At 69.6% G+C, this 19,372-nt stretch carries 20 protein-coding genes; 5 read left to right on the top strand and 15 right to left on the bottom strand.

Going from position 1 to position 19,372, the window contains the following annotated elements; all coding sequences use genetic code 11:
- Positions 1-134 precede the first annotated feature (134 nt).
- Together AB0F91_RS14295 and AB0F91_RS14290 are read left to right on the top strand one after the other, a co-directional pair.
- A complete protein-coding gene (locus AB0F91_RS14295; protein ID WP_360597648.1) occupies positions 135-551 on the top strand; it encodes a hypothetical protein in 417 nt (138 codons plus the stop codon).
- A 21-nt stretch (positions 552-572) separates the two neighbouring features.
- Positions 573-1,310 carry a class I SAM-dependent methyltransferase gene (locus tag AB0F91_RS14290; RefSeq protein ID WP_360597647.1) on the top strand — a complete coding sequence of 246 codons (738 nt, stop codon included), beginning with the start codon at positions 573-575 and terminating at the stop codon, positions 1,308-1,310.
- Between the two features lies 1 nt (position 1,311).
- Here the strand turns inward: AB0F91_RS14290 and AB0F91_RS14285 are convergent, their stop codons facing one another.
- From AB0F91_RS14285 to AB0F91_RS14230, 12 genes are all read right to left on the bottom strand, one after another.
- The gene (locus AB0F91_RS14285) at positions 1,312-2,622 is read right to left on the bottom strand and encodes a glutamate-1-semialdehyde 2,1-aminomutase (protein WP_360597645.1); all 1,311 of its coding nucleotides are present in this window, start codon (positions 2,620-2,622) and stop codon (positions 1,312-1,314) included.
- Positions 2,623-2,641: 19 nt separating this feature from the next.
- Entirely contained in the window at positions 2,642-3,184 is a 543-nt protein-coding gene (rfbC, locus tag AB0F91_RS14280) for a dTDP-4-dehydrorhamnose 3,5-epimerase (protein WP_360597643.1), read from the bottom strand.
- Entirely contained in the window at positions 3,181-4,365 is a 1,185-nt protein-coding gene (locus AB0F91_RS14275) for a polysaccharide pyruvyl transferase family protein (RefSeq protein ID WP_360597642.1), read from the bottom strand. Before AB0F91_RS14275 ends, rfbC begins: the two co-directional genes overlap by 4 nt.
- Entirely contained in the window at positions 4,362-5,315 is a 954-nt protein-coding gene (locus AB0F91_RS14270; protein WP_360597641.1) for a glycosyltransferase family A protein, read from the bottom strand. The genes AB0F91_RS14275 and AB0F91_RS14270 overlap by 4 nt, the downstream gene beginning before the upstream one ends.
- Positions 5,312-6,658 (bottom strand): hypothetical protein, encoded by a 1,347-nt coding sequence (locus tag AB0F91_RS14265; RefSeq protein WP_360597840.1) that lies wholly within the window; start codon positions 6,656-6,658, stop codon positions 5,312-5,314. The genes AB0F91_RS14270 and AB0F91_RS14265 overlap by 4 nt, the downstream gene beginning before the upstream one ends.
- A gap of 42 nt (positions 6,659-6,700) precedes the next feature.
- Positions 6,701-7,966: a DUF4910 domain-containing protein gene (locus AB0F91_RS14260; protein ID WP_360597640.1), complete on the bottom strand. Its 1,266-nt coding sequence runs from the start codon at positions 7,964-7,966 to the stop codon at positions 6,701-6,703.
- The gene (locus AB0F91_RS14255; RefSeq protein WP_360597639.1) at positions 7,966-8,985 is read right to left on the bottom strand and encodes an SDR family oxidoreductase; all 1,020 of its coding nucleotides are present in this window, start codon (positions 8,983-8,985) and stop codon (positions 7,966-7,968) included. The genes AB0F91_RS14260 and AB0F91_RS14255 overlap by 1 nt, the downstream gene beginning before the upstream one ends.
- A 5-nt stretch (positions 8,986-8,990) precedes the next feature.
- Positions 8,991-9,638 (bottom strand): PIG-L family deacetylase, encoded by a 648-nt coding sequence (locus tag AB0F91_RS14250; protein ID WP_360597637.1) that lies wholly within the window; start codon positions 9,636-9,638, stop codon positions 8,991-8,993.
- A complete protein-coding gene (locus AB0F91_RS14245) occupies positions 9,635-10,423 on the bottom strand; it encodes a glucose-1-phosphate cytidylyltransferase (protein ID WP_360597635.1) in 789 nt (262 codons plus the stop codon). The genes AB0F91_RS14250 and AB0F91_RS14245 overlap by 4 nt, the downstream gene beginning before the upstream one ends.
- Positions 10,420-11,655, bottom strand: a complete 1,236-nt coding sequence (locus AB0F91_RS14240; RefSeq protein ID WP_360597634.1) for a class I SAM-dependent methyltransferase — start codon at positions 11,653-11,655, stop codon at positions 10,420-10,422. The genes AB0F91_RS14245 and AB0F91_RS14240 overlap by 4 nt, the downstream gene beginning before the upstream one ends.
- Before the next feature lie 755 nt (positions 11,656-12,410).
- Complete coding sequence (locus AB0F91_RS14235; RefSeq protein WP_360597632.1) at positions 12,411-13,286, bottom strand: LLM class F420-dependent oxidoreductase; 876 nt, start codon at positions 13,284-13,286, stop codon at positions 12,411-12,413.
- 39 nt (positions 13,287-13,325) lie between these two features.
- Positions 13,326-14,294, bottom strand: a complete 969-nt coding sequence (locus AB0F91_RS14230) for a hypothetical protein (RefSeq protein WP_360597630.1) — start codon at positions 14,292-14,294, stop codon at positions 13,326-13,328.
- A 143-nt stretch (positions 14,295-14,437) separates the two neighbouring features.
- Between AB0F91_RS14230 and htpX the strand changes: the two genes are divergently transcribed.
- Positions 14,438-15,286, top strand: a complete 849-nt coding sequence (htpX, locus tag AB0F91_RS14225; protein ID WP_360597628.1) for a zinc metalloprotease HtpX — start codon at positions 14,438-14,440, stop codon at positions 15,284-15,286.
- A gap of 402 nt (positions 15,287-15,688) precedes the next feature.
- Here htpX and rfbA read toward each other — a convergent pair whose 3' ends face one another.
- A complete protein-coding gene (gene rfbA, locus AB0F91_RS14220) occupies positions 15,689-16,573 on the bottom strand; it encodes a glucose-1-phosphate thymidylyltransferase RfbA (protein ID WP_360597627.1) in 885 nt (294 codons plus the stop codon).
- Positions 16,574-16,616: 43 nt separating this feature from the next.
- The gene (locus AB0F91_RS14215) at positions 16,617-17,765 is read right to left on the bottom strand and encodes a sialidase family protein (RefSeq protein WP_360597626.1); all 1,149 of its coding nucleotides are present in this window, start codon (positions 17,763-17,765) and stop codon (positions 16,617-16,619) included.
- Between the two features lie 214 nt (positions 17,766-17,979).
- Between AB0F91_RS14215 and AB0F91_RS14210 the strand changes: the two genes are divergently transcribed.
- A complete protein-coding gene (locus AB0F91_RS14210) occupies positions 17,980-18,666 on the top strand; it encodes a hypothetical protein (RefSeq protein WP_360597624.1) in 687 nt (228 codons plus the stop codon).
- A 13-nt stretch (positions 18,667-18,679) separates the two neighbouring features.
- Entirely contained in the window at positions 18,680-18,841 is a 162-nt protein-coding gene (locus tag AB0F91_RS14205; RefSeq protein ID WP_360597838.1) for a helix-turn-helix domain-containing protein, read from the top strand.
- Here AB0F91_RS14205 and AB0F91_RS14200 read toward each other — a convergent pair.
- Positions 18,825-19,316 (bottom strand): YajQ family cyclic di-GMP-binding protein, encoded by a 492-nt coding sequence (locus tag AB0F91_RS14200; RefSeq protein ID WP_360597623.1) that lies wholly within the window; start codon positions 19,314-19,316, stop codon positions 18,825-18,827. The genes AB0F91_RS14205 and AB0F91_RS14200 overlap by 17 nt on opposite strands.
- Between the last annotated feature and the right edge of the window lie 56 nt (positions 19,317-19,372).

The raw sequence follows: 19,372 nt of genomic DNA, 5'->3' as shown, positions 1-19,372 counted from the left end.
GTGGACTGATCAGCTCAGGTCCGGCGACCCGTCGATCCGCTGCAGAAAGCCGCCCATGCCGTTCCCCGTTGGACGGGTGCGGTTCGCCGTGCGCCTCGCTGCACCGACTCGGCGCCGGAGGAGTTGAACACCACGTGACGCTGGAACAGCCCGGCGTCGCCGTCGAGGTCACGCGCTGGGTTGCCACCGATGCCGATCACATCGACGCCCTCCTCCTTCGCCGACTCGATCACCTGGCCCGCCAGCTTGCCGTTCGGACTGGAGTCGAGGTACTTCTCGTGCGGGCTCGGCACACCGGCCGGCTGTGCGATGTCGTTGAACTTCTGCTCAGCTTCGTCGTGACGTCGGTGATCTTCGACGCGGTCTTGGTGACCGCGTTCACGACCTGCTGCACCACCCACGTCAGCCCGATCCCGAGCGTGAACACCACCTGCAACGCCCCGCTGATCATGTGCCCGACCAGGTCGCCGATGAGGTCGCGCACTCCCCAACAGCGCTGCCAGATCCTGGCTGCGCTGGTGGTACATCCGCGTTGCCGGTCAGCCCGTTGAGCGGCCCGACGTGAAAACCACATGACACCGGCCCGACCCGGCAGCGAGGCTGTCGCCGTGCCCGACGCCTTCACCCTCTCCCGCCGCTGCGCCATGCGCTGGAACGCCCCGCTCGACGAAACCCACGCCGCCTTGCTGCTCGACCGCCTCGACGTCACCAACGGCACCGTCGTCGACCTCGGCGCCGGTTGGGATGAGCTGCTGATCCGCGCGGTCGACGGCACCTCGGCGCGAGGCATCGCCGTGGACACCGACGAGGTGGCGATCGAACGCGGCCGCCGCACGGCGAAGGAACGCGGCACCCAGGTCGAGTTCGTCGAACAGGACGCCGCCGCCTGGCAGGGCCGCGCCGACCGCGCGCTCTGCATCGGCGCGTCCCACGCCTTCGGCGGCACCCGCCAGGCCCTGGCCGCCCTCGCCGGCGTCACCGACCGCCTGCTCTACGGCGAAGGTTGCTGGTCGGCCGAACCCACGCCCGCCGCGAAGGAAATCTTCGGCGACGAGGTCCTCCCGCTGCCCGACCTCCTCGAAGCCTGCCGCGACACGGGCTGGCGCGTGCTCCACCTGAGCACCGCCGACCAGCGCGAGTGGGACGACTTCGAGTCCACCTCCCGCGCCGGCCGGCTGCGGTGGCTGCTGGCAAACCCCGACGACCCGCGCGCCGTCGAGACGCGCGAGTGGCTCGACACCCGCGAACGCGAGTACGTCACCGCGTACCGGCGTGTGCTGGGCTTCGCCTACCTGGTGCTCGTCAAGTAGCTCAGGCCTTGCGGCGGAACACCGGCTTCACCGGCCGCCCGCCGAGCCACGGCGACAGGTCGCCCGCGTCCAGCGCCTTGCGGTAGACCACACACGCGCCGGCCACCACCTCCACGGTGTGGTCGATGTCCGCCTCGGTCAGGGCCGCGCTGACCACGAACGACGGCCCCAGCACGCCGCCCGTCACGAGCTGGCGCAGGAACAACGTCCGGTAGTCCTGCGAGGGTGCGCCGGACGCGTCGAGCGTGCCGAAGACCAGGTTGCTGTCGCGGCCGCGCACCACCACGTGGTCGGCCACGCCGTGCGACGCCGCCACTTCGCGGACGCCGGCGGCCAGCCGCGCGCCCAGTGCGTGCAGCCGGGCGGTGACGTCCTCGGCCTCGTACGTGTCCATCACGGCCATCGCCGCGGCGAGCGAGTGCGTCTCGGCGCCGTGGGTCGTGGACAGGAGGAACACGCGGTCGCGCGGGTCACGCAGACCGCCGAGCTCCATGAACTCGCGGCGGCCCGCCAGCGCCGACACGGCGAAGCCGTTGCCGAGCGCCTTGCCGAACGTCGACAGGTCCGGCGTGACGCCGAACAGTCCCTGCGCGCCGTGCTCGGAGAAGCGGAAGCCGGTGATCATCTCGTCGAACACCAGCAGCGCGCCGTAGCGGTGGGCGAGGTCGCGCAGGCCCGCGAGGTAACCGGCGGGCGGGTCCTGCTGCGTCGCGGCTTCGAGGATCAGGCACGCGATCTGCCCGTCGTGCTGCTGCAGCAAGGCCTCGGTCGCCGCGAGGTCACCGTACGGGAACCGCACCGTCAGGTCCGTGATCTCGCCGGGGATGCCGGCGGCCATGGCCGTGGTGCCGATGAACCAGTCGTCGGTGGAGAAGAACGCGTGGTCGGCGCACAACGCGACCAGCGGCCGGCCCGTCACGGCACGCGCGAGCCGCACCGCGGCGGTCGTCGCGTCGGAGCCGTTCTTGGTGAACTTGACCATGTCCGCGGTCGGCACGTTCTCGAGGAACCGCTCCGCGGCCTCGGCTTCCACAATGGACGGACGCGCGAAGTTGCTGCCCCGTTCGATCTCGCGGCGCACGGCTTCGGTCACGCGCGGGTGGGCGTGCCCGAGGCTCACCGACCGCAGGCCCGAGCCGTACTCCACGTACTCGTTGCCGTCGACGTCCCACACGTGCGCGCCGCGGCCGTGGGAGATCACGGGCGCGAGGTGCTCGGGGTACTGGTCCTCACCCTTGGCATAGGTGTGCGCGCCGCCGGGGATCACCCGGTGCAGCCGCTCGTTCGCGGCACGGGAGCGGGGCAGGTCCATTGTGGTCACCTTCTGGGTCTCAAGTGCGCAAGGCGTCGGCCAGCGGCGGCGCCGACTTGTCGCGTTCGGACATCAGCGTGGGCGGCAGCGGCCACGGAATGGCGAGTGCGGGATCGTTGTAGGCGATACTGACGTCTTCGTCCGGATTGTGCACGCGATCGATGCGATACGAGACGTCAGCGATATCGGAAAGTGCTTGAAACCCGTGCGCGCACCCGGCCGGGATGTAAATGCTCACCTGGGTGTCGCCGGAAAGCCGGAACGTTTCCATGGCCCGGAAAGTCGGCGACTCCGGCCGCAGGTCCACGACCACGTCGAACACCTCGCCGAACGAGCAGCGCACCAGTTTCGCCTCACCGGCGCCCGAGCGCAGGTGCAACGCCCGCACGACGCCCCGCACGGACCGCGATACGCTGTCCTGCACGAACGCGTCCGGGTCGATGCCGACGGACCGCGCGACGTCCGCGTCGAACGTGCGCGAGAAGAACCCGCGTTCGTCGCGGTGCGGGGTCGGCTGGAAGAGGATCAGGCCGGAGATCGCCGGCACGGGAATGGCTTTCATCGGGCCTCCGAAACGGGGAAGAGTGTGGATGACAGCACGGCGAACTGGGATTTCAGACGTTGCTTGTTGTCCTCGGTGCGCTCGTCCAGCGTCGCTTTCAGGTCCGCAGCGCGGCTTTCCAGCTCCTCGAACTGCGCGATCAGCCGCGGCACGTCCACCGACCGCGCTTCCTGGCAGAACTCGCCGAGGCCCATTTCCGCCATCAGCACGTCGTTCTTCTTCGCGTAACCGATCGCGACGGTCGGTTTCCCGGCCTTCAGCGCACAAAGCACGTTGTGATACCGCGTGGCCACGACCGTGCCCACTCCGGCCATCGCGGTCATCAGTTCGCCGAGTGACCCCGGCGGCTCGGCCGTGACCAGCGGCGAGCCCACCGTGGCCACGATCTCGTCCACCACGGCGAGGTCGGCCCGGTCGCCGATGAACAGCCGCACGGGCCGGCCGCCGGCCACGAGGTACCGCACGAACTCCGTCAGAGAATCCACATAGGACCGGTAGATTTCCTCGCCCCGCGCGCGGTCCTCGTTCCCGCCGTAGTAGGCCATCACCCCGACCCCCACGGCCCGGGGGTTTTCGTCCGCGACCGGCGTCGGCAACGCGAACGCCAGGTCCGGGTACACGCCGTCACCGGACGTCCGCACCCCCATGTCCGCCATGGCGGAACGCGACAGCGCGTCGCGATAGGACCGGTACGAGGCGAGCCGCGCCGCCTGCCGCACCAGGAACCGCGTGGCCGGCACGGTGATCCGGTCGGCGCCCACGCTGACGAGCGCCACCTTCGTGCCGAACAGTCGCCCCAGCAGCGAAAGCAGGAACAACGCGTAGGGGAAACCCCACGGCCGTAACGGGAGCGTCGCCTCCAGCACACCCATGCCCGGCACGATCACCACGTGCTGGCGGCGCACCCAGCGCGCCGTGCGCACCACGTCGACGAGCTTGCCCAGCGCCTTCGTGGCGATCGCGCGCACGCCGGCCGCCGTGCGGTACTCGTCGGAGTACCAGTTCAGCCGCACCGCGGGCACGCCGTAGCGGGCCCGCACGACCTCCGGTCCGCCGCAGAACGCCGTCACCGCGGCGTCCGGGTGTTCTGCGCGCAGGAATCCGAGCACGGCTTCCAGCGACCCGTCGTTGCCGAGGTTGCCCGAGCCCAGGAGCCCGAACACACCGACGCGTGTGGTCACGAAACCCGCCGCTCGCGGCCGGCCACGACCAGGTCGACGGTCATCGACAGCTCGTCGGCCGCCACCGGCGCGCGGTCCTCCACCCGCTCGCCGCCGCCGCCCGGGCGGGCCCGGCTCGTGAACCACTCGACGAGCGCGAGGTAGCACGCCCGGCGTTCGCGCGAAGACAGCGGCGCCGTGCGGATCCCGTGCACATAACCCCACACGTACTCGGCCAGCAGCCGCGCTGTCGGGTTCGTGATCGGGTTGCCGCGCTTCGGGTCGAGGTTCGCGCACCGTGAGCGCTTGCTCGGGTTGGCGCGCTCGGCGCGGTCCGGGTGGTCTCGGCGGAAGTACAGCAGCTCCGGCACCTGGCGGAACGGCCCGTGCAGCGCCAGCTCGGCCACGTAGGTGCGGTCGGCGTGGTGGTAGCTGTCCATCGGCGTGACGCGGCGCAGCACGTCGGTGCGCATCACGCCGTAGAAGTCGTCGCCGCCGGGTTCGAACAGCAGGCTCTTGAACCGCGTCGACGGCCGGGGCGCGTCGGTCTTGTGCACGTAGTCCAGCGGCACGGTCACGGCGCCGTTCTCGTCGATGATCGCCTGGTGCGAGTGCGCCAGGATGACCTCGGGCCGCTCGTCGAGGACCGCGATGCACTTGGCCAGCAGCTCGCGTCCGTAAAGGTCGTCGTGCGAGGCCCACTTGAACAGCTCGCCGCGCGCCAGGTCGAGCAGCACGTTGTGGTTGGGCGTGGCACCGATGTTGCGGGCCTGGCGCACGTAGCGGATGCGCGAGTCTTTCTGGGCGTACTGGCGGCAGATCTCTTCGGTGCCGTCGGCCGACGCGTTGTCGGAGATGACCAGTTCGAAGTCCTCGTACGTCTGACCGAGCAACGCGTCGAGCGCCTCGCCCAGGAACTCCTCGCCGTTGTACACGGGCAGACCGATGGTCAGCCGGGGAACCGTGCTCATCCCGTTCTCATTTCTGTCATTCCGTCTGAGGCCGAATGAAGCTCTTCATGGCTGAACGAACCCGACACCGGGTGGAACTCGAGGGAGTGCTCGGCCGTGCGTGGGGCCGGCGTGGTGGGCACGTCCTCGGCGATGGCGAAGTGGTCCTTCAGGGCGATCCGCAGCTGCCACCACCACACGGCCGATCCGGTGATCGTTGCGATCGCGACGCCCCACTCCGACCCGGCGGCACCACCGAGCGCGGCGCCGATCAGGCCGAACACGACGTAGAGCACCGAGGCGATCAGCTGCGAACGCAGGCTGCGCTTCGCTGTGCCCAGCGCGCGCAAACCCGCCGTCGCACCCGTCGTGAAGCTCGCGCCGACCACGGCGAACGTGACCGGCAGGATGAGCAGCGACGACGTGTCCCACAGCGAACCGAGCACGAACCGGCCGGCTTCGGCCGGGATGAGCAGCAGCAGCCCGAGGCCCCACGCCAGCGCGGCCGCGGCCTGCACGCCGCCGAGGACCACGCAGAAGTGCCACAGCCGGTGCGGCGAGCGCTGCAGCACCCGCGCCCCCTCCGCCACCGTGACCAGCGAAAGCCCCATCAGCAACGCGAGGAACGGCCCGAGCAGCTGCTCCGCACCGCGTACCGTGCCGACCGCGGCGAGGCCGGCGACCGCACCCAGCCCGTACGCGCGCAGTTGCGAAGACCCGCTGTTGCTCACGTTCTCCAGCAGGTAGCGCACGCCCAGCTCGCGGTGGTCGCGCAGCCACGCGCGCACTCCGCCCAGCCGCGGCAGCACGCTCGTCTGCACCCAGCCGAACGCCGCCGCGACGCCGGCCGAACAACCCCAGGCCAGCAGGAAGGCGACCACGGTGCCGTGGCGCGCACCGATCACCAGCGCCGGGAACAGCGCCACGGCCTGGATGCCGTCGTTCACGAACGCCTTCTGCCCGGTGCCCGCGGCGAAGAAGCCGAACCGCCACGAGTCCTGCACCAGCAGGAACGGCAGCACCACCCCGAGGGCCACGAACGCGCCGCCGAGCGACCCGCCCACGATCAGTCCGAAAAGGACGCTCACCGCGCCGCTCGCGACACCCACGAGCAGTGCCGTGCCCACGGCCTGGCCGAGCGCCTCGCGCCAGCGCGACTTGGCGACGCCGGAGAACCGCACCATCAGCGGGTCGGTGGCCAGGCCGCGCGAGACGTTGAGGAGCACGCCGTAGGTGACCCAGGCGATACTGAACAGTCCGAACGCCGCCGCGCCCAGAGACCGCGCGACGTAGAGACCCACCACGAAGTTGGTCAGGCTCGACACGGCCTGGTCGCCCAGGCCCCAGCTCAGCCGCCCCGCCATGGCGCGGACGGCCCGCGAACGCAGGATCGGAGGCACTCGGCCTCACTCCTTGAGCAGGCCGGCGACCTGCAAGGCCTGGGCGGCGGTGGCCACGGCGCCGAACGGCAGGTCCGCGCGTTCGGCGATGTCGAGGAGGCTGTGCTCGCCGTCGGAGAAGGACAGCACCCACAGCATCGCCATCTGAGCTTCCTTGGCGTCGCTGCGGCCGCCGAGCGAGTCGTACAGCCCGCGCTTGCCGAGCTGCGGCTCGCCGTAGGGGCTGAGGTTCACGTAGCGGCGATTGCGCTCCAGCACGGAGAACGCCGTCTGCAGCGTGTCGAGCGTGTCCTCCATGGCCGCCGGCGAAACGAAGGCCGGGTTGTCGGCCGACGTGTGGTACTCCGGGTAGCCCGCGTACGGCGTGCGTGTCAGGGACCCGACGCCGAGGTTGAAGCCGGGGGAGCAGAACTGCCGCTCGTCGTAGCCGTACGGCGAGAACTCGCGGATCTCGTGCGGCTTGTCTTTGAGCACGTGGGCCATCACGCGGTCGATGTCCGCGTCACCGCGGCGGCTGCGCTTGTACGTGAGCGAGCCGCGGTCGCCGGCGCAGGCCAGCACCACGCCGTGCTTCACGCGGTCGACGTGCTCGGCGTTGCGCGCGAGCCACGTGATCGCGCCGATCGTGCCCGGCATGAACAGGAAGCGGTACGTGAAGTGCGGCTTCCCGACTGCCAGCTCCTGCGCCAGCGACACGGCCACCGCGATGCCCGCGAGGTTGTCGTTGGCCAGCGACGGGTGGCAGACGTGGCACGACACGAGCACCTCGTCGCTCACCTCGCCGGGCACGACGTGCTCGCCGTAGGTCAGCGAGCCGTCGGCCAGCGTCGAGTCGATCTTCACGTGGTAATCGCCCTCGGGCAACGCGTCGAGCACGTCCTGCGCGACGCAGAAACCCCAGGTGGACGAGTAGTAGCTGGTGCGGTAGGGGACCCAGGAGGGGCTTTCGGGCAGCGTGTGCAGGCGCCCGCGCAGCTCGGCGAGGCTCATCGTCTCGTCCACCGGCACGCTGTAGCCGACCACGTGCAGGTTCGACTCGCGGAAGTCGATCACGCGCCGGCCGGAGGCATCCGCCACGTACGCGTCGCGGATGTTCCACTCCTGCGGCACGGTCCAGTCCAGCACCTGCGTGCCCGTGGGCACCTCGTGCACCTGCAGGTCCAGGTGCTCACCGACGATCGCCAGTGTCTGGCGCACACCGTCCCCCGTGATGCTGCGGCAGAGCGGGTACAGCCGCTCCACCAGCGCGTGCATCTCGCCCCCCGTGAGCATCAGCGGTGCCGCAGCGTGTCGTCGACGGCCCCCGCGGCCTGGCGGTCGCTCAGCCAGTTGAGCCGCGTGAAGCGGCGCTCGAACTGCTCCTTGGTGAGCTCGTAGGCGCGGTAGGCGTCGATCAGCTGCAACGCGCCGTCCTTCACGCCCCACTCGCACTCGAAGCCCGGAATCGCCTCGCGGAAGCGCGAGAAGTCCACGCGGTACGACCGCGGGTCGGCGCCGGCCTCGCCGGTGATGCGCAGCTTGGAGCCGGGCACGGCCTCCACGACCTCCTGCGCGATCTCCGCCACCGTCACGTTGTTGCGTTCGGTGCCGATGTTGAACGCCTTGTTGTGCACGGCCTCACGGGGCGCGTCGAGCGCGGCGGTGAAGGCACGGGCGATGTCACGCGCGTGGACCAGCGGGCGCCACGGCGTGCCGTCCGACAGCACGAGCACCTCGCCCGAGAGGTAGGCGTGGCCGACCAGGTTGTTGAGCACGATGTCGGCGCGCAGCCGCGGCGAGAAGCCGAACGCGGTGGCGTTGCGCAGGTACACCGGCGTGAAGCCGGCGTCGGCGAGCTTCGACACCGCGTCCTCCACGCGCACCTTCGACTCCGCGTACGGCGTCACCGGCCGCAGCGGCGCGTCCTCGTCGACCAGGCCGCCGCCCGAGGCACCGTAGACCGAGCAGGTGGACGCGTAGAGATAGCGGCCGACGCCGGCGTCCTTGGCCAGCCCCGCCAGCCGGACTGACGCGTGGTGGTTGATGTCGTAGGTGAGTTCCGGTGCGAGCGAGCCCAGCGGGTCGTTCGACAGCGCGGCCAGGTGGATCACCGCGTCGAACCCCTCGAGGTGCTCGGGTCGCACGTCGCGCAGGTCGACGGTGATCGACGGCGGTTCCTTCGGCGCCGGGCCGAGGAGGCAGCCCGCGAAGAGCCCGGAGTCGAGGCCGACGACGTCGTGCCCGGCTTCGGTGAGCACCGGCGCCATCACCGTGCCGAGATATCCCGTGTGCCCGGTCAGCAACACCCGCATGTCAGTCAGCCCCTCAGGTCGAGAACGAGTTTGTTCACTTCGAACGCTTCCGCGTACCGCTGCTGGCACTCGATGCCGCGGATGCGGGCGAGGCCCAGGAAGGCCTCGCGGTCGTACCACGGTCGGTGCCGCTGGGAGGCGTAGTGCTCCTGCAGCAGCCGCACCTTCTGCTCGGCCAGCTCGTCCGCGAGCGGGACGTAGGCCGCCAGCCGGCCGAGGTCGCCGTCCCACTTCACGATCTCGTAGCCCAGCGCCAGGTACCCGCGGTAGACGGTGGGCACCAGCTGCGCGAGGCCGCGGTGGTCCTGGTGCGCGTCGACCGTGCGCGGTGCGAAGACCACGTCCGGCTCGGTGCGCTGTTTGAGGTCTTCCAGCGCGTTCTTGGCCTCGTCCCAGTGCGCCGGGAGGCGGCCGTCGGGGAGCTTCAGCACCGTGACGTCGAGGTCGGCGGCCGGGCAGAACGCGGCGAGCGCCGCCCGTTCCTCGGCCTCGCGTTCGGTGCCGCCACCCGACAGCACCAGCGCGTCGACGCGGAGGCCCGGCCGCTGCTCGCAGAGGGTGAGCAGCGTCCCGCCGGCGCCGATGGCGATGTCGTCGCAGTGCGCACCCAGCACCACGACGCTGCCGAGCCGCTGCGGGCGGAGCGTGATCACGCGTGCACCCGGTCCTGTTCCCACAGCGCCCACGGCCGCTCGCCGCGGGTGTAGCCCTCGTCGAGCGCGAAGCGTTCCTTCACGGTGTCGGTCGGCTTCCAGAAGCCGCGGTACGGATAGGCCAGCAACCGGCCGCGCTTGGCGAGCTCGCCACAACCGTCGGCGACCAGGTCGCCGTTCTCCGGGATGTGGTCGAAGATCTCCTGGCGCAGCACGAAGTACCCGCCGTTCTCCCACAGCGGCATGTCACTGACGGGGGTGATCGAGCCGATGAGCCCGCCCTCGTCCATCTCCACGCAGTGGAACGACGACTGCGGCGGCACGACCATCATCGACGCGCCGGCGTCGGCCTGCTCGAAGCGCTCGACCATCGTGTCCAGCGGCGCGTCGGTGAGCACGTCGGCGTAGTTGGCGAGGAACATCTCGTCGCCGTCGAGGTACTCGCGCACGCGGCGCAAGCGCTCGCCGATCGGCGACTCGATGCCGGTCTGCACGAACGAGATGGTCCAGTCGGAGATGTCGGTGCTCAACAGCTCCGGCTTGCCGTCGCGGAGCACGAAGTCGTTGGACGTCGTCTCCTTGTAGTTGAGGAAGAACTCCTTGATGTGGTGGGCGCCGTAGCCCAGGCACAGCACGAACTCGGTGTGGCCGAAGTGCGCGTAGTAGCGCATCACGTGCCAGATCAGCGGTCTCGGGCCGACCATGGCCATCGGCTTGGGCACGTCGGAGGCGTCTCCGTTGCGCATCCGCATGCCGTAGCCGCCGCAGAACAGGACTACCTTCACTTCTTCACCTCGACGATCTCGAGACGGGGGATCGGGAACACGAGCCGCCCGCCCCAGTCGTCTACATAGGACAGTTGTTCGGTGAGTTCCTTCCTGAGGTTCCAGGGAAGGACGAGGACGTAGTCGGGCTTGTCGGCCGCGATGCGCTCGGGCTCGAGGATCGGCACCCGCGTGCCCGGGGTGTAGCGGCCGTGCTTGTACGGGTTGCGGTCGACGGTGTAGGCGAGCACGTCGGGGCGGATGCCGCAGTGGTTCAGCAGCGTGTTGCCCTTGCCGGGTGCGCCGTAGCCCACCACGGTCTTGCCCTCCTTCGCCGCCTTGACCAGGAAATCCAGCAGGTCGAGGCGCACGCGCGTGACGCGTTCGGCGAACTCGGTGTAGCCGGAGAGCTCGTGCAGACCCGCGGCCTTCTCGCGCTCCAGCACGTCGACCATCCGCGCGCTCGGCTCGCCGGCGACCTCCATGGGCCGCGCCCACAGGCGGATCGAGCCGCCGTGCGTGGGCAGCAGTTCGACGTCCACAACGGACAGTCCGCCGACCGCGAGCGCCCGGCGCGCGGATTCCACGGTGTAGTACTGGAAGTGCTCGTGGTAGATCGTGTCGTACTGGTTCTCGCTGATCAGCGTGAGCAGGTGCTGTACCTCGATGCTGACCCACCCGTCGTCGGCCACCAGGGCGCGCAGGCCGTGGGTGAAACCGATGATGTCGGGGATGTGCGCGTACACGTTGTTCGCCGCGACGAGGTTCGCCGGCCCGTGTTCCTCGCGCACGTCGCGCCCCGTCTCGGGGCTGAGGAAAGCCGTCTTCGTCGGCACGCCCTTGTCGCGCGCCGCCTGCCCGACGTTCACCGACGGCTCGATGCCCAGGCACCGGATTCCGCGCTCGACGACGTGCTGCAGCAGGTAACCGTCGTTGCTCGCCACCTCGACCACGAACGAGCCCGGCCCCAGCCCGAGCCGCTCGGCCGATTCGGTGACGTACTGGCGTGCGTGCTCGACCCACGACGTCGAGTACGACGAGAAGTACGCGTAATCGGTGAACGTGTCCTCGGGGGCAATCAGCGGCGGGATCTGCGCCAGCCGGCACTCCGTGCAGACCTGCAGGTGCAACGGGTAGGTGTTCTCGGGCTCGGCCAGCTGTTCCGCGGTCAGGAACCGCTCACACGGCGGGGTCGCTCCGAGATCGACGACACTCACCAGAGCTGTCGAACCGCAGAGTCGGCATGTGGTCATCAACGGGCTCCTCGGCTCGCGGCTTGCGTGCTAGACACGTCGATGACCAGCGGGGGGTCGTTACAGCGAGCGTGTGCGGGGTGGACCACCGTTTTCCGAATGAGATGTGCTCAGCCCGGTTCGCCGCGCTTTTCCCGGCTTGTTCCCCTGGTGGGAGAAGGGGAGTGGCGTGGTCTTTACCTTGCCGTGCGCCGTGCGCGGAGAGTAACTCCTCGTCGGGGCGCGTGGGTTTTCCCGCACCCCGGCGATGAGTTGTGATTGCGTCGCGGGGATGGTCCAGCGCGTCTGTCGACGCGAACTCGCGTTGGTGGCCTCGGCGGCAGATCCGGACGAAGCGGCCCTTCGGCGACGAGGATCGAGCCCGGCCTCACCACGGCCTTGGCGACCGTGGCGAGGCCGGACCGGACTGCGCGGTCCGGTCCGGGGTGCGGCCGCGCTTCACTCCAGCTGGTGGCCGTGGCCGGCGGACTCCCGTTCACGTCGGCGCCGCCGACCGTGACCAGCGGCGGCATTGGTGGTGGCTGCGGAGAGTTCGGCAAGCGCTCGGCGGCGACCTGAGCAACGGCGGGCGGTTCGGCCCGGTCGGCTCACACCCGTCGGGCGTACCGAACGGCGTCCGCAAGCCGTTCCCGCTCGCTCCACACCCGCGCCGACGCCGAGCGCGTCGCGGACGGCGTCACCAGCGCTTCCCGAACCACCACGCGAGATCGGCTCCACGCGATCTTGCCGCCTCGGCCGAGCCGAGGCGCCAAGATTCAGCCCAGCTTCTCGACCGCCGGGATGACCTCGGTCGCGAACTTCTCGATCGCCGACACGTCCGGCAGCGTCGGGATGGTGCCGATCGCCGCGTGGAAGCCCAGGCCGTGGAGCCGCTCCAGCTCCGCCACGAGCTCGCCCGCCTTCTCGCCGTTCGGGCCGATGTCGAGGGTGTGGTAGACGGTCTTGGCGATCTCGTCGTAGTCGCGGCCCTCGTTCTCGCAGTGCTGCTTCAGCACGTCGAGCTTGTGCGCCACGTCGGGCGTGTTGAAGATGTTGCACGCGTCGCCGTACTTGGCGACGAAGCGCAGCGTCTTCTTTTCGCCGCCGCCGCCGATCATGATCGGAGGGTGGGGGCGCGTGAGCGACTGCGGCGAGTTCAGCAAGCGCTCGGCCTCGAAGTGCTTGCTGGAGAACGCGGCGTCACCCTCGTCCCACATCTGCAGGATGTACTGCAGGTTCTCCTCGAGCAGCTCGAAGCGCTCGGCGGTGGACGGGAACGGGAAGCCGAGGCCCTTCGACTCCTCCTCGTTCCAGCCGGCGCCGATGCCGAGCACCGCGCGGCCGCCGGAGAGCACGTCGAGGGTCGTGATGGCCTTCGCGAGCAGTCCCGGGTGACGGTAGATCACGCCGGTGATCACCGTGAGCAGCTTCGCGCGCTCGGTGTGCGCCGCGAGGAAGCCCAGCGCCGTGTACGCCTCGAGCATCTCGTTCTCGCTCGGTCCGACGCCGCGGATTTGGAAGAAGTGGTCCATCACCGCCAGGTACTCGAAGCCGGCCTGGTCGGCCGAGCGGGCGACGGAGGCCAGGTCGGCGCCGAGCGTCGACGGCCCTCCTGGCCAGGTGAAGTTGGGGAGCTGCAGTCCGAGTTTCATATCACTGAACGTATACCTGGAGTTACACCAGCTGCGGCGTCAGAAATTGCGGATGACGGAAACGGTTCCGTGCAAGGGATCCGTCACGTAAACAGCGCGCGAACGCTGGTCGACGGCCACCTCGCCGGGGTTCACGCCGAGGCTCAGCTCGCCCGTCAGCACACCGGCTTTGCCGTCCACGCGGGACAGTCCGTTCTGGCCCCCGTTGGTGTAGACGGTGTCGGTGCCTTGGTGCACCGCGATCGCGGAAGCTTCGCTGCGCAGTAACACCGTCTTGGTCTGCTTGCGGGTTACTGCGTCCACAATGGACATGTGGTGGATCGCCGAGTTGGCCACGAACACGGTGCCGCTCGCCTGGTGCACCACCACACCCGTGGGCGACGCCCCGACTCCGGCGCTGCTGGTGAACTTGCCGGCGTCGATGTCGTACACCTCGACCGAGTCGGTGGTGGGGCTCGTGCAGTAGGCGATGCGGCGCCCGGTGTCGAGCGCGACCCCCGCGAGGCTCGGCTTCGGCGCGGCCACGATCCGCTGCGTGGTGAGGCTCAGGGTGTCGAGGATGGCGAGCGTCCCCTGGGTGCCGCTCACCGCGTAGACCTTGTTCGCCGCCGAGTCCACGGCGAGCGACGAGGCGCCGGCGCCCGCGCCGACGACGCTCACGGTCTGGTGGCTCAGCGCGTCGAGCGCGATCACGGTGCCGCCCGGCGGGTTGGCCACGTACACGCGGTTGGCGGCCGAGTCCACGGCGAGGTCGCTGGGCTTGCCGCCGACGTTGATGATCGTGGTCACGCGTCCCGCGGCCGGGTCGATCACCGCGACGGAGCCGGAGTTCGAGTCGGTCACGTACACAAGCCCCGTGACCGGATTCACCGCGACGGCCGTGATCGCCCCGCCGACGTCGACGACTCTCACCTGCTCCGCCCACGCGGTCCCGGCCAGCGCGGCCGTGGCCACACCCGCCGTGGCCAGGGCGAACAGCCCTCGTCGGCTCAGTCCGGGACCGTGCATCGCCCACCTCCGCCGAGGATGATCACCTGGGAAAACTTTTCCGACCCTAACCCGCTCGTGAATCATGTGAAGGAACTTCGGGTCGCCCGATCGCGTTGTTTCCGATGAGTAATCACCCCTGAGAGCGGACGGAGGCGGGCCGCGTGCACAAGCACCAGAACGGGCTGAAGACGGCGTTGCTGCTCGGTCTGCTGTCGGCGATCATCATCGCGATCAGCGGCCTCTTCGGCCGCGGCGCCCTGATCATCGGCCTGCTCGTGGCGCTCGGGGTCAACGCGTTCGCGTACTTCAACTCCGAAAAGCTCGCCCTGCGCGCCATGCGCGCGCGGCCCGTGTCGGAAGTCGAGCAGCCCGCGATGTACCGCATCGTGCGCGAGCTGGCCACCACCGCGCGCCAGCCGATGCCCGCGCTCTACCTCAGCCCGACGGTCGCGCCCAACGCGTTCGCCACCGGCCGCAGCCCGCAGCACGCCGCCGTGTGCTGCACCACGGGCATCCTCGACCTGCTCAACGAACGAGAGCTGCGCGCCGTCCTGGGCCACGAGCTGTCGCACGTGTACAACCGGGATATTTTGATCTCCTGCGTCGCCGGCGCGCTCGCCAGCGTGATCAGCGTCCTCGCCAACCTGGCGTTCTTCTTCGGCGGCAACAGCCGCGACGGCAACCCGTTCGTGTCCCTGCTGCTCGTCCTCGTCGGCCCCATCGCCGCGTCGGTGATCAAGCTCGCCGTCAGCCGCTCCCGCGAATACCAGGCGGACGCCTCGGGCGCCGAGCTCACGGGTGACCCGCTCGCCTTGGCCTCGGCCCTACGCAAACTGGAAAGCGGAACCCGCGCTGCGCCGCTGGCCCCCGAACCGGCGGTCGTCTCGCAGTCCCACCTGATGATCGCCAACCCGTTTCGCCCGGGCGCGGGGCTGTCGAAGCTGTTCTCGACGCACCCGCCGATCGAGGACCGCATCCGCCGCCTGGAAGCCATGGCGCGGGGCTTCTGACCTGCTTGCACCCACGAGCGCGGCTTGCGGCACCGCCGGACGCGCCGACCAAGCTGTGGTGGGCGACGTGAGTCGCGAGCGTTCTGCCGCTCGCGGACCCCGGACCCGCCTTACCGCCACCAGCTCTTGGGCCGTGCCGCAGCCGCGCCGGCGATCGCGAAACCGTGCCGTCCGGCCGGAGCTTGTGAGCCGCCTCAGTCGGGCGCCGCTCCCACTGGCCCATGCGCTCGTGACCCAGCCGCGTCCGCACCCCCGCCGACCAGGCTGATTCGCGGGGCGGGCGCTGAGTGGTGTCATCGGTCGTGAAGCCCCGCGCTGCCGGTGCCGCGCCAGTGGCCCCCGCCACTCGCTTGACCCGTGCCGCAGCAGTCCTGCCGGCCGCGAACCAGCCCGGCACCAGCCTCAGGAACCCGTCGCACCCAACGACTGCGCCACACTCATCACGTAGTCCCCATACCCCGACTTGGCCAGCTTCGTGCCCAGCGCATAACACTCGTCCGCGCTGATGAAGCCCATCCGGGCCGCGATCTCCTCCAGGCAGGCGATGCGCACCCCGGTGCGGTGTTCCAACACCTGCACGAACTGCCCCGCCTCCAGCAGCGAGTCGTGCGTACCCGTGTCGAGCCAGGCGAAGCCGCGGCTGAGCTCGATGAGGGTGGCGCGGCCTTCACGCAGGTAGGTGAGGTTGACGTCCGTGATCTCCAGCTCGCCGCGGTGTGACGGCTTCAGCCTGCGCGAGATGTCGACGACCTCGTTGTCGTAGAAGTACAGCCCGGTGATCGCGTTGTTGGACCGCGCCTTGACCGGCTTCTCCTCGATCGACACCAGCTTGCCGGACCCGTCGATCTCGCCGACGCCGTAGCGCTCGGGGTCCTTGACGCGGTACCCGAAGAGCACGCAGCCGTCGAGGTCGGTCGACGCGTCCTGCAGGGTGCGCGAGAAACCCTGGCCGTAGAAGATGTTGTCGCCCAGGATGAGGGCCACGGAGTCGTCGCCCACGAAGTCGGCGCCGATGACGAAGGCTTCGGCCAGGCCGTTGGGGCTGGGCTGCTCGGCGAAGCTGAACGACAGCCCGAACTGACTGCCGTCGCCCAGCAGGCGTCGGAAGTTCGGCAGGTCGGCGGGCGTGGAGATCACCAGGATCTCGCGGATCCCGGCGAGCATGAGCACCGAGATCGGGTAGTAGATCATCGGCTTGTCGTAGACCGGCAGCAGCTGCTTCGACACGGCCTGCGTGATCGGGTGCAGGCGCGTCCCGCTGCCCCCCGCCAGCACGATGCCCTTCATCCGTCTCCTCACTCGTGGCGTTCACCTTCGGAGAGTGAGTGTGTCAGCCCATCGGACCTTTGCCGAAGTAGGCCTTGCAGCCGAGGTTGTACTCGGTCGCGATCTCCAGCACGTTCTTGCCGCCGTCCACCGGCAACAGCGTGGACGAGTAGTTGGGGCAGAAGTTGTTGTAGATGCCGGTGATGAGGATGGGGGCGGGCAGCGGGTACCAGTTGCCGGCGCCGAGGTTGTCGTTGGCGAGCAGGGTCTGGCCGTTGCCGGCGACCGGCGTGCCCTTGGCGTTGGTGTAGATCTGCCCGACCATCACCAGCCGCACGCCGTTCGGCCCGCCGGGGAAGAGCGTGACGGTCTGCGCGTGCTGGAAGTAGTTGCCGCTGGCGGTGTTCACGCGCGTGCCCGGATCGGCGGGATCGCCCCAGTTCGCGCCGTCCGCGGAGATCTTGTAGTACGGGTCGCAGTAGCGGTCGCCGTAGTTGCAGATCTCGTAGCTGAACCAGTACCGGCCGTCGGGCAGGCGCCGGATGATCGGCATGCCCGGGCGGACGCGGTCGGGCGGGATGGCCAGCGTGAGCTGCTTGGTGCCCCAGTGGATCCCGTCGGTGGACGCGACGCGGTTGAGTACCTGCGCGTACTTCGGGGCTTGCGTCTCGTCCGCGTAGTGCAGCCAGAGCGTGCCGCCGGCGTCGACGGTGAACTCTGGCTCCCAGATGCCGTCGTGGTTGTGCGAGATCGCGGCCTCGGACAGGTACGTCCAGCGCTTCCCGCCGTCGGAGCTGGCCCAGACCTTGATGCCGATGCGCCGCTGCGAGCCCGCGTCCTGCCGGTAGCTCGCGGCCCACAGCACGGTGCCCGCGCGCAGCCGGCCGACGCGCTGGGGCAGCTCGTAGAGGGTGCCGCAGCATTCGCCGAGCTTGCCGTCGGGGTCGCGGATCTCGCCGATCTTGTGGAAGCTCGCGCCCTCGTCGGTGCTCTCCATGATGGGCGTGAACTTGCCGCCTCCGTCCTCACTCGTGAGCGACGCGAGGATGTGGCCCTTGCCGAACGGCGAGTACTGCAGGCGGATCAGCCGCGCGTACGAGCCGTATCCCGGCACCAGTTGCTGCTTGTCGACCACGGCCGACGCGGGCGTGAGCCCAGCGGCCAGCACCACCAGTGACGTGAGGAAGGCGATCACGGGTGTCCAACGGCGCATCCTGAACCTCTCTCACGGCGGGCCGCGCGATTACACCACGCAACCGCGCCCGTTCCGGCCCGCTTTGCGGAGCTTCCGCAGGTCAGCGCTGGGACTCCACCCGGTCGAGGGGTTTGAATCGCCCGATCGGGTGTCCGGTGGAGGTAACGGATCGTCAAAGGGTGACGAAAGATCACGTGAGCGCTGCGTGGCAGCTCACGAGGGGGAATGTCTGATGACGCGCGTCCGTGGGCGTGTTGCGGTGCTGCTGCTCGCGGGCCTGATCACGGCCTCGTGCAGCGTCCAGCCGTCGGGGCGCGGGGTGCTCCTGGGGTCGCTGGGTCTCAACGCGCCTTCGTCCAGCTCGGTGCCGCCGCCCCCGCCCCCGCGTCGCCTTGAAGCCGCGAAGGAAACCGACACCGGCAAGGGCGACGCCACGGTTCAGTTGTCGTGGCCCACCGACGTGCCCGGCTACCTCACGTTCGACTGCCCGCGCTGCGACTCGAACATCTTCGTCCACACCGACGGCGACGAGAATTCGCTCATCAACGCCATCGGCGCGTACCACGGCACGGTCTGGTTCAACGCCATCGAAGGCCGTGACCCCTCCCGCGCCCTCACGATCACCGCGAACTCCTCGTGGACCGCCACTCTCTCCGACCACCGCACCCTGCCCACCGTCACGGCCGGCAAGCCCTACGCCGGCAAGGGCGACGCCGTACTGGTGATCCCCGCGGGCGTCACCCACGCGACCTTCAAGACCGGCTCGCGGGGCAACTCCGCCGTCTGGGTCCAGGGCGGCGGCACCATGGACCTGGCGCTCAACGCGATCGGCGCCACCACGGCGGACTTCCCGGTGCCGGGCCCGACCCTGGTGGAGGTCCAGGCGTACGAGGGCCAGTGGACGTTCACGGCGTCGTGACGAGCGGCGCCGCCTGCAACGCGCCCGCGCAGACCTGGCCGCGGGCCGCGCCACCGTCTCGGAAGTCGCGGCCCGCTGGCAGTTCTCGGACATCAGCCACCTGATCCGCGCGGTCAAATCCCGCTACGGCCAGACTCCGACGCAGTTCGTCAGGTGGCTCAGCGGTAGTTCGTGAACTGCAACGCGATCTCGAAGTCCTTGCCCTTCAGCAAGGCGATCACGTCCTGCAGCTGGTCCTTCTTCTTGCCCGACACCCGCAGCTGGTCACCCTGGATCTGCGCCTGGACGCCCTTCGGGCCCTCGTCGCGGATGAACTTGGCGATCTGCTTCGCCTTGTCCGACGCGATGCCCTGAAGGATCTTGCCGCCGATCTTGTAGATCTTGCCGGACAGCGCGGGCTCGCCGGCTTCGAACGCCTTCAGCGAGATGTTGCGCTTGATCAGCTTCTCCTTGAAGACCTCCACGGCGGCGAGCGCCCGCTCCTCGGTCTCCGATTCGATGGTGAGCGCTTCTTCGCCGGACCAGGTGATGCTCGTGCCTGTGCCGCGGAAGTCGAACCGGGTGCCCAGCTCCTTGCTCGCCTGGTTCAGGGCGTTGTCCACCTCCTGGCGGTCGACCTTGCTCACCACGTCGAAAGAGGGATCCGCCACGTGTCCTCACACCTCGTACTCGCTCGTCAGGGGCCACCAGCCTAGCCCCTGCCGCC

It is taken from the genome of Amycolatopsis sp. NPDC023774, from assembly GCF_040639695.1.
GTDB lineage: Bacteria > Actinomycetota > Actinomycetes > Mycobacteriales > Pseudonocardiaceae > Amycolatopsis.
Note: the sequence above shows the minus strand (reverse complement) of the source record. Positions and strands in the feature narration are given on the sequence as shown.